The 12958-nt window shown below is 66.2% G+C and carries 15 protein-coding genes; 11 read left to right on the top strand and 4 right to left on the bottom strand.

Features of this window, described 5'->3' with window-relative positions; all coding sequences use genetic code 11:
* Position 1: 1 nt before the first annotated feature.
* Genes ABLE93_RS23185 through ABLE93_RS23175 form a run of 3 tightly spaced genes read right to left on the bottom strand, consistent with a single transcriptional unit; the run spans position 2 to position 2093 of the window.
* The gene (locus ABLE93_RS23185; protein WP_348842123.1) at positions 2–538 is read right to left on the bottom strand and encodes a gamma-glutamylcyclotransferase family protein; all 537 of its coding nucleotides are present in this window, start codon (positions 536–538) and stop codon (positions 2–4) included.
* Positions 535–1854 (bottom strand): type II toxin-antitoxin system HipA family toxin, encoded by a 1320-nt coding sequence (locus tag ABLE93_RS23180; RefSeq protein ID WP_348842122.1) that lies wholly within the window; start codon positions 1852–1854, stop codon positions 535–537. The genes ABLE93_RS23185 and ABLE93_RS23180 overlap by 4 nt, the downstream gene beginning before the upstream one ends.
* Positions 1851–2093: a helix-turn-helix transcriptional regulator gene (locus ABLE93_RS23175; RefSeq protein ID WP_348842138.1), complete on the bottom strand. Its 243-nt coding sequence runs from the start codon at positions 2091–2093 to the stop codon at positions 1851–1853. Before ABLE93_RS23175 ends, ABLE93_RS23180 begins: the two co-directional genes overlap by 4 nt.
* Positions 2094–2395: 302 nt before the next feature.
* Here ABLE93_RS23175 and trbB point away from each other — a divergent pair, with 302 nt between their 5' ends.
* Genes trbB through ABLE93_RS23120 form a run of 11 tightly spaced genes read left to right on the top strand, consistent with a single transcriptional unit; the run spans position 2396 to position 11959 of the window.
* A complete protein-coding gene (trbB, locus tag ABLE93_RS23170; protein ID WP_348842121.1) occupies positions 2396–3385 on the top strand; it encodes a P-type conjugative transfer ATPase TrbB in 990 nt (329 codons plus the stop codon).
* Positions 3382–3714 (top strand): TrbC/VirB2 family type IV secretion system protein, encoded by a 333-nt coding sequence (locus ABLE93_RS23165; protein ID WP_035599872.1) that lies wholly within the window; start codon positions 3382–3384, stop codon positions 3712–3714. Before trbB ends, ABLE93_RS23165 begins: the two co-directional genes overlap by 4 nt.
* Positions 3714–3995, top strand: coding sequence for a VirB3 family type IV secretion system protein (locus tag ABLE93_RS23160; protein WP_348842120.1), 282 nt, complete (start codon positions 3714–3716; stop codon positions 3993–3995). Before ABLE93_RS23165 ends, ABLE93_RS23160 begins: the two co-directional genes overlap by 1 nt.
* A gap of 9 nt (positions 3996–4004) precedes the next feature.
* On the top strand, positions 4005–6443 hold the full coding sequence (trbE, locus tag ABLE93_RS23155) for a conjugal transfer protein TrbE (RefSeq protein WP_348842119.1): 2439 nt from the start codon (positions 4005–4007) through the stop codon (positions 6441–6443).
* A complete protein-coding gene (gene trbJ, locus ABLE93_RS23150) occupies positions 6440–7201 on the top strand; it encodes a P-type conjugative transfer protein TrbJ (protein WP_348842118.1) in 762 nt (253 codons plus the stop codon). The genes trbE and trbJ overlap by 4 nt, the downstream gene beginning before the upstream one ends.
* 10 nt (positions 7202–7211) lie before the next feature.
* Complete coding sequence (trbK-alt, locus tag ABLE93_RS23145) at positions 7212–7493, top strand: putative entry exclusion protein TrbK-alt (RefSeq protein WP_348842117.1); 282 nt, start codon at positions 7212–7214, stop codon at positions 7491–7493.
* A gap of 3 nt (positions 7494–7496) precedes the next feature.
* Positions 7497–8846: a P-type conjugative transfer protein TrbL gene (gene trbL, locus ABLE93_RS23140; RefSeq protein WP_348842116.1), complete on the top strand. Its 1350-nt coding sequence runs from the start codon at positions 7497–7499 to the stop codon at positions 8844–8846.
* Positions 8843–9532, top strand: coding sequence for a conjugal transfer protein TrbF (gene trbF, locus ABLE93_RS23135; protein ID WP_209351220.1), 690 nt, complete (start codon positions 8843–8845; stop codon positions 9530–9532). Before trbL ends, trbF begins: the two co-directional genes overlap by 4 nt.
* On the top strand, positions 9529–10509 hold the full coding sequence (gene trbG / locus ABLE93_RS23130; RefSeq protein ID WP_348842115.1) for a P-type conjugative transfer protein TrbG: 981 nt from the start codon (positions 9529–9531) through the stop codon (positions 10507–10509). The genes trbF and trbG overlap by 4 nt, the downstream gene beginning before the upstream one ends.
* A complete protein-coding gene (locus tag ABLE93_RS23125) occupies positions 10506–11705 on the top strand; it encodes a TraB/TrbI/VirB10 family type IV secretion system protein (protein ID WP_035599883.1) in 1200 nt (399 codons plus the stop codon). The genes trbG and ABLE93_RS23125 overlap by 4 nt, the downstream gene beginning before the upstream one ends.
* A complete protein-coding gene (locus ABLE93_RS23120) occupies positions 11705–11959 on the top strand; it encodes a DUF2274 domain-containing protein (protein WP_011579845.1) in 255 nt (84 codons plus the stop codon). Before ABLE93_RS23125 ends, ABLE93_RS23120 begins: the two co-directional genes overlap by 1 nt.
* Here ABLE93_RS23120 and ABLE93_RS23115 read toward each other — a convergent pair.
* Entirely contained in the window at positions 11877–12875 is a 999-nt protein-coding gene (locus ABLE93_RS23115) for a LysR family transcriptional regulator (RefSeq protein ID WP_348842114.1), read from the bottom strand. The genes ABLE93_RS23120 and ABLE93_RS23115 overlap by 83 nt on opposite strands.
* Positions 12876–12958 lie beyond the last annotated feature (83 nt).

Below are 12958 nucleotides of genomic sequence, written 5' to 3'. Positions count from 1 at the left end.
CCTATCCCAGACCTTCAAGTAACGTTCGGTAATCTTGGATGCCATGCTCTCGCATCGCCTCAATGGCTTCGACGCGGGTCCTTCGACCCAATTCGGTATCCTCGACGAAGCGCGTGCCCCTCAGCGCGGCGACATGAGCTGTGGCCAGCCCATGATATTCGGCGCCGGCAATGACGGTCGCGAGGTACCAATCGAAAGGCCGTAATGTGTGGTCCAACGAGGTGCCCAGATAGCTGCTCGCCGGAACGGTGCTTCCCTCGATGGCGAAAGTGTCGTCGCGCCGGTAGCCAGAGCCTACCCCCTCGTGCCGGTCCAACCGCTCTCGTTCGGCCAGATCAATCTCGAAAATGACCCCGGGCACGGCAGAATTCGGGGCGATAACCAGGGTCGCCTTTCCTGAACCGTCCTTACTCGCCTTCGAAAACGCAAGACTCCAGGCGCGTGCAACTCCCGTCCTGACGACCTTCGCCGACGGGCAACGGCCAAGCAGACGTGCCGGCAACATGTTGGAGCCATAAGCGAAGTAGAGAAATGTCATTGGCCATTGCTCCCTTCGACATTCTCCCCATCGCGCAGATGACTGGCCGAGCGGCCGGGCTCCACCACTGTCAGTGCGCAGCGCTCCGCTCGTTCGCGGACCATCGCGGCAAGGCTTTCGATGGCCGCCCGATCGAAGCCGGGGCGCACCAACTCGGCGGTAACCTCGCCTGTTCGCGCAATCACGCCTTTGCTGATCTCCGCAACCCGTCGTCGTATCAGCGGCAGACCGAGACCGGCGTCCGCCGCAAACGCTGCCCAGCCCTTGGCGTCCAGTTCCGCTAGCGTTCCTCGCTTTCCGATCTTCATGGCGAATTTCGGTGAGAGATCGGGATAGGCAACGGTCGCAAGCAAATCATAGAGCGGGGCGAGGCGTGGCCCTTCTGTGTCATAAAGGATCGAGAAATTCTTGCCGTGTGCGTCGGCGTTCCCGGCGATCGCATTGAAGATCACCGCATCGAGAAGCTTCAGCACATCGACAGCGGGCCTTGCGGCGACGCGGCGGAGCAGCGCGAAGCAATCCTTGAAGGTCGGGCCGCCTTCGCTCGCGTATTTGGTCTCCGGTGGCACGCCGAGCGCCTGGCAGAAATCCTCCTGATGGATCCGGCGCACAAAGCCATCGTTGCCAATGACGCGGTCATAGCGCTGGACCAGCAGAAATGTTCGATCCTGAACGATGCGCGCTTCTACCGGCGCGACATCGAGACCGATTGCGGCGGCAAGGCGCATCACGAAGGCCTCGTTCTCGGTCGTGGCCGCAAACCGCGAAATCGGAGGTTTCAGAATATGCGTCGTCGGCTGGCCCGGTGCAGGCAAGGCCACCGCGCCATCCACCAGAACCACCGGCACCTTCGATTGGGCGCCCGCGAGAGAGAGCCGCAAGCCTTCCACGCCCGCGAGCAATGGGCGGACGGGCAGCGCGTCCAGCACCCGGATCAGGCCCGCATCGTCAAGCGGGGTTGGCCGTTGATCGGGGGCAGGAGCGGTCGGACCTTCGCCGGGCGGCAGAAGCTGGAGCGCGCCCGCCACATCGCCGCCGAGGCGATCAAGAAGGGCGAAATCATTGGCGCGCGACACGCCGAGCGCCTGAGCCGCGGCGTCGCGCTGGCTTTCCTCCGGCAAGAGACCGCCGAAAAACGGGCGGCACTCGCGGCGAGTGAACGGCTCCGCCCGCTTGGGCAGTGAGGCGGACAACGGCTGCGCCGCCTCGTCGTCGAGCCAAGCCCGCGCATAGGCGAAGCCGAGTTCACCATGCTTGTCCTGCGTCAGCTGACCCACCAGGCGCCCGTCCCACCAGATATCGAGGGTGCGCGTCATCCCTTCCGCGGTCCTTTGGGATCGGGCGGCGGTGTGATATCGAGCGAGCAGCCCAACGCGGCTAGGACCTGAAGCGTCTTGCCGATCTGCGCGGTCGACTTGCCCGCTTCGAGATCGACGATGAAGCGCAGGCCGACGCCAGCTGCGCCGGCAAGCTCGTCCTGCCGCAGGCCAGCGGCCTTGCGGGTTGTCCGGACAATGTCGCCGATCTCGGCGGTGGTGAGGTTGCGTCTGGTCATGATATTTACCGAACGGGAAAGTATCATGGATTTCTGAAGAATGTCTATAAGAATTTCCCGCTCGGGAAAGCTTGCGCCTCAGGGTAGCTCCTGGGTCTGAATTATTCCCGCTCGGGAAAACGCGCCGGTCGGGAGCCTCAGATGCTGCCGCGGCTCGACGCCGGTCCGCCGATCACCTGTCTTTCTTCGCCACAGTACGATGACCCCCTGAGCGTTGTTGCAACGCCCCAATTCCTGCCTTTCTTACTCATCCCCGATCCAGGGCCGCGCATCGCGCGGGCCCGCAAGCGAACGGGGACGACGTGGCGGTCAACCATCAGCAATCGGAAGCAGCTTCACGCGGTGCACGCATGCTGCGCACCGCGCTGGGGCCTGCGGTCGCCCGATTCCTGGAAGACCCCGCGATCGTCGAGGTCATGCTCAACCCCGATGGGCGGCTCTGGGTCGACCGGCTCTCTGACGGCCTGTCCGATACGGGGGAACGACTTTCGGCCGCAGATGGCGAACGCATCATCCGCCTCGTCGCCCATCATGTCGGTGCCGAGGTGCATGACCGACGGCCGCGTGTCTCGGCTGAACTGCCCGAAACCGGCGAGCGCTTCGAAGGCCTGCTGCCGCCGGTCGTAACGGCTCCGGTCTTCGCGATTCGCAAGCCTGCAGTCGCCGTCTTCACGCTCGACGACTATGTCGCCGCCAGCATCATGACGGCCGACCAGGCGGTCATCCTCCGGCAGGCGGTCGCAGCGCGCGCCAACATCCTCGTCGCCGGCGGAACCAGCACCGGCAAGACCACGCTGACCAATGCCCTGCTGGCCGAGGTCGCGAAAACAACCGACCGCGTCATCGTCATCGAAGACACCCGCGAGCTGCAATGCCGGGCGCAGAACATCATCGCCATGCGCACCAAGGACGGCGTCGCGACCCTGTCCGACCTCGTGCGCTCCTCGCTGCGGCTACGGCCGGATCGGATACCGATCGGCGAGGTACGTGGGTCTGAGGCGCTCGATCTCCTGAAAGCTTGGGGCACCGGCCATCCTGGCGGGATCGGGACGATCCACGCGGGCACCGCGCTCGGCGCGCTGCGCCGCCTCGAGCAGCTCATCCAGGAAGCTGTCGTCACCGTCCCCCGGGCGCTGATCGCCGAGACCATCGATCTGGTGGCCGTGCTCTCCGGCCGCGGCGCTGCGCGGCGTCTCACAGAACTCGCCCGCGTCGAAGGGCTCGGGACGGACACCGACTACCGCCTTTCCCCCGCAACCCAGCCTCCCGACCCAAAAGGAGAACCCGCATGATCCGACATATCGCGCGCGGCCATCAGCGCCTCGCAACTGCCGCCACGGCGCTGACCCTAAGCTTTCTTCTGGCGCCCGCCGCCCACGCATCCGGCTCCTCGATGCCCTGGGAAGCGCCGCTGCAGTCCATCCTCCAGTCGATCGAGGGACCGGTCGCCAAGATTATCGCGGTGATCATCATCATCGTCACAGGCTTGACGCTGGCGTTCGGCGACACGAGCGGAGGATTTCGGCGTCTCATCCAGATCGTCTTCGGCCTGTCGATCGCCTTCGCGGCGTCCAGCTTCTTCCTGTCGTTCTTCTCATTCGGCGGCGGGGCGCTCGTCTGATGGCGGGCCTCCTGCAACATCCCAATGAGGTCGCGGGCTTCTCGGTTCCGGTCCACCGCGCGCTGACCGAGCATATCCTGCTGGGCGGCGCACCGCGCAGCATCGCCATCATGAACGGCACACTCGCCGGCGCTGTCGGTCTCGGATTGCGGCTATGGCTGGTTGGTCTCCTCATTTGGGCGATCGGCCATTTCGCCGCCGTTTGGGCAGCAAAGCGCGATCCGCTCTTTGTCGAAGTGGGCCGCCGGCATCTGCGCATTCCGGGCCATCTCTCGGTGTGAGGCGTGGCCATGATGAACCTCGCCGAATATCGCCGTACCGCGACCCGTCTCGCTGATTTCCTGCCCTGGGCGGCGCTGGTCGGCGAAGGGGTCGTGCTCAACAAGGATGGCAGCTTCCAGCGCACCGCGCGTTTTCGTGGTCCCGATCTCGACTCAGCTGTGGCCGCTGAACTGGTGGCCGTCGCCAGTCGCCTCAACAACGCCTTCCGGCGTCTGGGCTCGGGCTGGGCGATCTTCGTCGAAGCGCAGCGTCACGAAGCCGCCTCCTATCCGGCAAGCCGCTTCGCGGACGCCGCCTCCGCCCTCGTTGATGCGGAGCGCAAGGCCGACTTCGAGGAAGCGGACGCGCATTACGAGTCGAGCTACTTCCTGACCTTTCTCTATCTCCCGCCTGCCGAGGACGCCGCGCGGGCGGAGACCTGGCTCTACGAGGGTCGCCAACAGTCCGGCGTCGATCCCCATGAAGCCCTCGCGGCCTTCATTGACCGCACAAACCGCGTCCTCCAGCTCGTCGATGGCTTCATGCCGGAATGCCGGTGGCTCGATGACGCCGAGACCCTGACTTACCTGCACTCGACCGTCTCGACGAAGCGCCACCGCGTCCGCGTGCCCGAAACGCCGATCTACCTCGATGCGCTTCTCGCCGATGAGCCGTTGACCGGCGGCCTCGAGCCACGGCTCGGCGCCGCTCATCTGCGCGTGCTGACGATCAACGGCTTTCCGACGGCGACGACGCCAGGGATTCTCGACGATCTCAACCGGCTCGCCTTTCCCTATCGCTGGTCCACGCGGGCGATCCTCCTCGACAAGACGGACGCCACGAAACTGCTGACGCGCATCCGGCGGCAGTGGTTCGCCAAGCGCAAGTCGATCGCCGCAATCCTGAAGGAGGTAATGACCAACGAGGCCTCCGCACTCGTCGATACGGACGCTGCGAACAAGGCCGCCGATGCCGACATGGCCCTGCAGGAGCTTGGGGCCGACTATGCCGGTCAGGCCTATGTGACCGCCACGGTCACAGTCTGGGACGCCGATCCGCGCACCGCCGACGAGAAGTTGCGCCTCGTGGAAAAGGTGATCCAGGGCCGCGACTTCACCGCGATGTCCGAGACCATCAATGCCGTCGATGCCTGGCTCGGTTCGCTGCCCGGCCATGTCTACGCCAACGTCCGCCAGCCACCGGTCTCCACTCTAAACCTCGCCCACATGATTCCGCTCTCGGCGGTCTGGGCCGGGCCGGAACGGGACGAGCATTTCGGAGCGCCGCCGCTGCTGTACGGCAAGACCGAAGGGAGCACGCCGTTCCGCTTTTCGCTGCATGTCGGCGACGTCGGCCACACACTGGTCGTCGGGCCGACAGGCGCGGGCAAGTCCGTGCTGCTCGCGCTCATCGCACTTCAGTTCCGGCGCTATCCGGGCAGCCAAGTCTTCGCCTTCGACTTCGGCGGCTCCATTCGCGCGGCCGCGCTCGCCATGGGAGGCGATTGGCACGACCTCGGTGGCAGCCTGACGGACGGCGCCGCGTCGTCGGTCTCCCTCCAGCCACTCGCACGCGTTCACGAGACCCATGAGCGTGCCTGGGCAGCCGACTGGATTGCCGCCATCCTTGCCCGCGAGAGCGTCACGATCACGCCGGAAGTGAAAGAACATCTCTGGACGGCGCTGACCTCGCTGGCGTCCGCGCCGGTCACAGAGCGCACGCTGACGGGCCTCGCCGTCCTCCTCCAGTCGAACGATCTCAAGCAAGCGCTGCGCCCCTTTTGCGTTGGCGGTGCCTACGGACGGCTACTGGACGCCGAAGGCGAGCAGCTAGGGGAAGCTGCGGTCCAGGCCTTTGAAACCGAGGGGCTGATCGGCGGCGGCGCGGCGCCGGCGGTCCTCGCCTATCTCTTCCATCGGATCGGCGACCGTCTGGATGGACGGCCCACGCTCCTGATCGTCGACGAAGGCTGGCTCGCGCTCGACGATGAAGGCTTCGCGGCGCAACTGCGCGAATGGCTGAAGACGCTGCGCAAGAAGAACGCGTCCGTCGTCTTCGCCACGCAATCGCTGGCCGACATCGATGGGAGCGCGATCGCTCCTGCCATCATCGAAAGCTGCCAGACGCGCCTTTTGCTGCCGAACGAACGCGCGATCGAACCCCAGATCAGCACGATCTACCGGCGCTTCGGCTTGAACGACCGCCAGATCGAGATCCTCAGCCGGGCCACACCCAAGCGCGACTATTACTGCCAGTCGCGGCGCGGCAACCGGCTGTTCGAGCTGGGGCTCTCCGAAGTCGCCCTCGCGCTCTGCGCGGCATCCTCGAAAACTGATCAGGCCGCCATCGAGGCGATCCTCGCCGAGCATGGCCGCGACGGCTTCCTGTCCGCCTGGCTGCGCGCCCGCGATGTCGGATGGGCCGCCGACCTCATTCCCGATCTCACCAACCTGGAGCCCAAGCCATGATGATTCGACGCTCTCGCGCGGTGCTGTTCGCCGCAACCATCCTGTCGCTGCCCGTCGCCTTCTCGCCCGTGTTCGTCACCCCGGCAGCGGCGCAGTGGGTCGTTTATGATCCGACCAACTACGTCCAGAATGTCCTATCGGCCGCGCGGGCGCTCGAGCAGATCAACAACCAGATCCAGAGCCTCCAGAACGAAGCGCAGATGCTGATCAACCAGGCCCGCAATCTCGCGAGCCTGCCCTATTCCTCGCTTCAGCAGCTCCAGCAATCGGTGCAGCGCACGCAAGCGCTTCTGGGTCAGGCACAGCGCATCGCCTTCGACGTGCAGCAGATCGACCAAGCCTTTCAGAGCCAGTACAGCAACATCTCGCTGTCGACTTCGGATCAGCGTCTCGTCTCCGATGCACGATCGCGCTGGCAGAACACGGTCGGTGGCCTTCAGGACGCGCTACGCGTGCAGGCCGGTGTCGTCGGCAATATCGACACCAACCGCGCCGAGATGGCGGCTCTGGTCGGGCAGAGCCAGGGTGCGACCGGCGCGCTTCAGGCAACCCAGGCCGGCAACCAGTTGCTCGCATTGCAGGCGCAGCAACTTGCAGACCTGGTCGCCGTCGTCGCTGCGAACGGCCGAGCGCAGGCGCTTGTCGATGCCGAGCGCGCCGCAGCCGCCGAACAAGGCCGTGAACAGCGCCGCCGGTTCCTGACGCCCGGCTCCGGCTATCAGCCCGGCAACGCCCGGATGTTCCCGAACGGCAACTGAGGACAGCAGGATGGACGGCAAGACGCTGGCCCGCGTGGGCGCAATCATCTTCGTCTCCGTCGCGATCACGGCAACGGCGATCGAGATGACCCGGAAAGAGGAAAGGCCAGCGGCTCGGCCGACGCCCGTGCTTGAGGAGGCGCCGGACCCGCTGCGCGAGGGCCAGCGTCGGTGCCAGCAGATGGGGGAAGCCGCCGCAAGGGACGGCGAGTGTCTGCGCATCTGGGCCGAAACCCGCGACCGTTTCCTTGGCAGCCGCACCGTGCCGCGACGCGCCGACGAAGGGCGGTGAGCCATGGGCGGCAGCGGCGTCATCGACAATTTCCTGGGGGTCTTCACCTCCTACATCGACAGCGGGTTCGGCCTGCTCGGCGGCGAGGTGGCGTTCATCGCGACGACGCTGATCGTCATCGACGTCACGCTGGCCGCCCTGTTCTGGAGCTGGGGCGCGGACGACGACATCATCGCACGCCTTGTGAAGAAAACGCTGTTTGTGGGCGTCTTCGCCTACATCATCGGCAACTGGAACAACCTCGCGCGGATCGTCTTCGAAAGCTTCGCCGGCCTTGGACTTCAGGCGTCTGGCACCGGGTTTTCCATCCAGGACCTGATGCGCCCGGGCCGGGTCGCGCAGACGGGTCTCGATGCAGCAAGGCCGCTGCTCGAATCCATCTCAAACCTGATGGGCTGGATCGCCTTCTTCGAAAACTTCATCCAGATCGCCTGCCTGCTCTTCGCCTGGGCGCTGGTGCTGCTCGCCTTCTTCATCCTCGCCATCCAGCTCTTCATCACGCTGATCGAATTCAAGCTGACCACCCTGGCCGGCTTTGTCCTGATCCCGTTCGGCCTGTTCGGGAAGACCGCCTTCATGGCCGAGCGCGTGCTGGGCAACGTCATCTCGTCAGGGATCAAGGTGCTGGTGCTCGCCGTCATCATTGGCATCGGCTCGACTCTGTTCAGTCAGTTCACGGCAGGATTCGGCGGTCAGCCACCGACCATCGACGACGCGATGGCCGTCGTATTGGCGGCGCTGTCGCTTCTCGGTCTCGGCATATTCGGTCCGGGTATCGCCAACGGCATCGTTTCCGGCGGCCCGCAACTCGGCGCGGGCTCCGCCATCGGCACCGGCCTCGTCGCGGGCGGCGCAGCCATGGCTGCCGGCGGCGCGGCCGGGCTCGCCCTGCGCGGTGGCGCGAGCGCCATTTCCGGCGGCGCCGCCGCCATGCGCGGTGGAGCCACCGCGGCGGGAGCCGCCTCTGCTGCCTACAGTCTCGGTTCCCTCGGCCAGTCGGGCGCTGCCGGCGTCGCGTCGGGCCTCGGCGGCGTCGCACGAGCGGCCGGCGGCGCGGCAGCCTCTCCGCTGCGCCGGGCCGCGCAAAGCGTTCGCTCGAGCTTCGCCGACGGCGTCAAAAGCGGCTTCGGCGGCACCGGCGGCTCCTCGAGCATGGGAACGGTCGCGAATGATGTCGGTTCGGCCGCACCAACTGCGACAGGCTCTGCCGCCAACCCGCCGGCGTGGGCGCAACGCATGCGGCGTGGGCAGACCATGAGCCACGGCGTCACGCTCGCGGCACACGCGATCCGATCGGGCGACAGCCACGGCGGCGGCTCTTCCATCAATCTCTCCGGAGGCGACCGCACATGAGCTTCTTCAAGCGACCCGCAACCCACTATGGCAAGACGCCCGAGCCCGAGACGCCGTATCAGCGCGCGGCGCAGATCTGGGACGATCGGATCGGCTCAGCGCGTGTCCAGGCCCGAAACTGGCGTCTCATGGCCTTCGGCTGCCTGATCCTCTCCGCCGGCTTCGCTGCCGCGCTGGTCTGGCAGTCGGCGCGCGGGACCATCGTCCCGTGGGTGGTGCAGGTCGACAATCTCGGCCAGGCGCAGGCGGTCGCGCCAGCGCAGGCCGACTACCGCCCCACCGACCCGCAGGTGGCCTGGCATCTGGCACGATTCATCGAGCAGGTCCGCTCGATCCCGGCCGACGCCATAGTCGTGCGGCAGAATTGGCTGCGCGCCTACGAGTTCACGACTGATCGCGGCGCGGCGGCCCTCAATGACTTCGCCCGCGCCAACGATCCGTTCACCCGCGTCGGGAAGCAGCAGGTGTCGATCGAAGTGTCGAGCGTTATCCGCGCGTCGCCTGACAGCTTCCGCGTCGCCTGGACCGAACGCCAATACGAGAACGGCCAGCTCTCCACGACACAACGCTGGACAGCCATCCTGACCATCGTGATCCAACCCCCACGCGACGCAGAGCGGCTGCGGGCCAATCCGCTCGGAATCTACGTTAACGCCATCAACTGGTCTCGGGAGATGGGGCAATGAGAGATCATCTCCGCCGATCCGCGAGCCGCGGCTTCCGCCTATCCGGCTCTGCGCTTTTGCTGATCTCCGGATTGGCGCTGGCCGGCTGCGCGACCAACCGGCCGCCACAGGTCAGCTACGACGCCGATGTGCCGCCGCTTCCCCCTGTGCCGGCTGCCGTCACGGAGGCGCCACCAAGGCCGCTTCACACACCGCCCGCCTGGACACCCGCGCGCGGCGGCGCTGCCGCAGGGACGCCGGCGGGCCGCGTGGAGAATGCCAACGCCGCCGCGCGCGTCGAACCACGCCGCGAGGGGTATTACAACTCGATCCAAATCTATCCCTGGAGCGAGGGCGCGCTCTATCAGGTCTATGCCGCTCCCGGGCAGATCACCAACATCGCGCTGGAACCAGGCGAGAGCCTGACCGGCGCCGGCCCGATCGCTGCGGGCGACACGGCGCGCTGGATCATCGGCGACACCGAGAGCGGCTCGGGCATCACCCGGCGCGTCCATGTCCTCGCGAAGCCGACACGGCCAGACATCACGACCAATCTAGTCATCACCACCGACCGTCGCATCTACATGATCGAGCTGCGCTCGGGCGAACGCCCCTATATGCCGGCCGTCGCCTGGGCCTATCCGCAGCCGCCCGCCTCGCAGAGACAGGCAGTGCCCGCTACGCCAGTGATCCCGGCCGTTGCGGCACGGAACTATCGCTACGGCCTCACGGGCGACACGCCGCCGTGGCGGCCAATCTCGGTCTACGACGACGGGCGCCGCGTCTATGTCGAGTTCCCGCGTGGGATCGTTCAGGGCGAGATGCCGCCGCTCTTCGTCATCGGCGCAGATGGCGAACCGCAGATCGCCAACAGCAGGATCCACCAGAACATACTGATCGTCGACCGCCTGTTCGGCGCCGCCGAGCTCCGTCTCGGCAGTGGCGAGCGCCAGCAGACGGTCCGGATCGTTCGCACCGATGGGAGGCCCGCGTCATGAGCGAGCGCGACACGCCCAACGAAGCCGACGCACAGCTGGTCGGCACACAGCCCGGCGACGCCGCTGCGCCAATGCGGCTGCGCGCCGAACCGCCTCGGGTCACCCGACTATCGCGAAAGGTGCTGGGCGGCATCAGTCTCGTCGCCGCCCTCGGGGTCGGTGGCGCGCTCATCTATGCGCTTCAGACGCGCAATATCGGTCCTGGCAGTGAGGAGCTTTACTCCACGCAAAATCGGCGAACCGCGGACGGGCTCGCCGGCCTGCCACGCGACTACACCGGTCCGGTGCTTGGGCCTCCGCTGCCCGGGGATCTGGGGCGCCCCATCCTCGATGCGCAGAATCGTGGCCAGCCCGTCACGCCGCCGATGGCAGCAGCGCCCACCGTCGATCCGGTCGAGCAACGCAGGCGCGCGGAAGAAGAAGCTGCCCGAACGAGCCGCGTCTTCTTCCAGACGGAGGCGCGCGTCGCAGCTCCGATTGCGACAGTTGGTGGACCAGGCAGTCCGAGCCTCTCTGGGCTAGGTCTTCCGGGCCAGCCAGGTGCAGCGACGGCGCAGGATCGCCAGCTCGCATTCCTGAATGCGGGCGTGGACCGCCGCACGGTCTCGCCAGATCGCGTGATGGGTCCGGCATCGCCCTATGTGCTTCAGACCGGCGCCGTCATCGCCGCGGCCCTCATCACCGGCATCCGATCCGACCTGCCGGGCCAGATCACCGCGCAGGTCACGGAGCATGTCTACGACAGCCCGACCGGGCGCATCCTGCTCGTCCCCCAAGGCACGCGGCTGATCGGCGAGTACAGCAACGATGTCGGCTTCGGTCAGCGCCGGGTGCTGCTCGTCTGGAAGCGGCTCATCCTTCCGAATGGCCGTTCGATCGTCCTGGAACGTCAACCCGGAGCCGACGCGCAAGGCTATGCGGGTCTTCAGGATGGCGTCGACTATCACTGGTGGGATCTCGCCAAGGCTGCCGGCCTGTCGACACTGCTGTCGGTCGGCGCCGAACTCGCCGTTGACGATCAGGATCGGCTGCTCCGGGCGATCCGCAATGGCGGACAGGACACCATCAACGACGCAGGCCAGCAGATCATCCGTCGGCAACTCAATGTCGCGCCGACCCTCACGATCAGACCGGGGTTCCCTGTGCGCGTCATCGTCACCCGCGACCTCGTGCTCGAACCTTATGGAGGGTTGTGATGACCAAGCTGAAGCTCGGCCCGATCATCGACGACAAGCCGGTGAAGGTGACGATTGAACTCCCTGCGCCGCTGCATCGGGACCTCGTCGCCTACGCCGCAGCACTCGGCCGCGAACAAGGCCAGACCATCGGCGACCCGACCAAGCTGATTGTGCCCATGCTCGAGCGCTTCATTGCAACCGATCGGGGGTTCGCCCGCGCGCGCCGCGATGGCAGTCAACGTGCGGCACGCGCCGATGCTCAGGGCGCATGAGCCGTTGCCGGGCGAACCAAGCGTCATCTCGCTCCGAGAAAGACTTTGCCAGCGCCAGCAGGCGCTCGAGGTTCCGATGGAGCGCCCCTCGCGGGTGGACAGCACCATAGCGGAGAACAGCATCCTCGATCAGGCGAAAAGCAATGCCTGGCAGACCGTGACGGACATGCGCGCTGCCTGCGATGGTGACGCCGTCCCCATGCGCGACGATCTGCATCAGAGATTCCCGAGTGACGGACAATTGCTCGATCTGGAGGTCTCCGGGCGAAGTCTGGAGGTTTCGCATTAGGTAACCCTTCGCGAAATCGCCGGTCGGTAAATCAGTCACCACAAAGTGCCGATCACGCAGGTCATCCCACCGGAGCGCCTTCTGATCGGCGAGTGGGTCGCCGTCCGGCAATGCCGCGTACACGGGCTCGGCCCACAAATGCGTCACGTCAAAGCCCTTCCCGGGCGATGCTTCGGCGACGACACCGACATCAAGCTGCCCCCGCCGCACCGCCGCGATAAGTTCGGGACAGCTGCCCTCGCTGAAACGCAGCTTGACCCCCGGGCGATCACCCCGAAAGGCCCCGAAGAGCTCAGACAGAAAGCCCATGGTCAGAGGCCCGAACACGCCGATCCGAAGATGCCGTCCTATGTTCGCCACCGTTCTTGCGCCGTCGAGCGCCGATCCGATCTGGCGAGCCCCAGGGGCGGCCTGATTCAGGAATTGTTTGCCGATGTCCGTCAGGTCGACGCCGGCAGGATGACGGCGGAACAGCTGTGCGCCGATCTCGTCCTCGACATCCCGGATGCGGCGGCTGATCGCCGACTGCTCGACGCCGAGATCTTGCGCCGCGCGCCGGAAGCTGCCGCTTTCCGCAGCGGCGATGATGTAACGCACATGGCGTAGCTCGATCTTCGATCTCGGCACGATGGTTCCCCATGATGCAAAGGTCTTTGCAAACGTAGCCCCGTCAGCCCCCGAGAACTGTTCCGATCAGATTATGGGTCTTC

Origin of the sequence: Xanthobacter pollutisoli (assembly GCF_040044995.1) — a bacterium.
GTDB lineage: Bacteria > Pseudomonadota > Alphaproteobacteria > Rhizobiales > Xanthobacteraceae > Xanthobacter.
Note: the sequence above shows the minus strand (reverse complement) of the source record. Positions and strands in the feature narration are given on the sequence as shown.

Excerpts from the sequence above, each read along its gene's own strand:
- trbF (WP_209351220.1), top strand. The coding sequence starts at position 8,843 with ATGAGCTTCTTCAAGCGACCCGCAACCCACTATGGCAAGACGCCCGAG.
- trbL (WP_348842116.1), top strand. The coding sequence starts at position 7,497 with ATGGGCGGCAGCGGCGTCATCGACAATTTCCTGGGGGTCTTCACCTCC.
- trbG (WP_348842115.1), top strand. The coding sequence starts at position 9,529 with ATGAGAGATCATCTCCGCCGATCCGCGAGCCGCGGCTTCCGCCTATCC.
- trbK-alt (WP_348842117.1), top strand. The coding sequence starts at position 7,212 with ATGGACGGCAAGACGCTGGCCCGCGTGGGCGCAATCATCTTCGTCTCC.
- ABLE93_RS23175 (WP_348842138.1), bottom strand. The coding sequence starts at position 2,093 with ATGACCAGACGCAACCTCACCACCGCCGAGATCGGCGACATTGTCCGG.
- ABLE93_RS23160 (WP_348842120.1), top strand. The coding sequence starts at position 3,714 with ATGGCGGGCCTCCTGCAACATCCCAATGAGGTCGCGGGCTTCTCGGTT.
- trbE (WP_348842119.1), top strand. The coding sequence starts at position 4,005 with ATGATGAACCTCGCCGAATATCGCCGTACCGCGACCCGTCTCGCTGAT.
- ABLE93_RS23180 (WP_348842122.1), bottom strand. The coding sequence starts at position 1,854 with ATGACGCGCACCCTCGATATCTGGTGGGACGGGCGCCTGGTGGGTCAG.
- ABLE93_RS23185 (WP_348842123.1), bottom strand. The coding sequence starts at position 538 with ATGACATTTCTCTACTTCGCTTATGGCTCCAACATGTTGCCGGCACGT.
- ABLE93_RS23125 (WP_035599883.1), top strand. The coding sequence starts at position 10,506 with ATGAGCGAGCGCGACACGCCCAACGAAGCCGACGCACAGCTGGTCGGC.
- trbJ (WP_348842118.1), top strand. The coding sequence starts at position 6,440 with ATGATGATTCGACGCTCTCGCGCGGTGCTGTTCGCCGCAACCATCCTG.
- ABLE93_RS23165 (WP_035599872.1), top strand. The coding sequence starts at position 3,382 with ATGATCCGACATATCGCGCGCGGCCATCAGCGCCTCGCAACTGCCGCC.
- ABLE93_RS23120 (WP_011579845.1), top strand. The coding sequence starts at position 11,705 with ATGACCAAGCTGAAGCTCGGCCCGATCATCGACGACAAGCCGGTGAAG.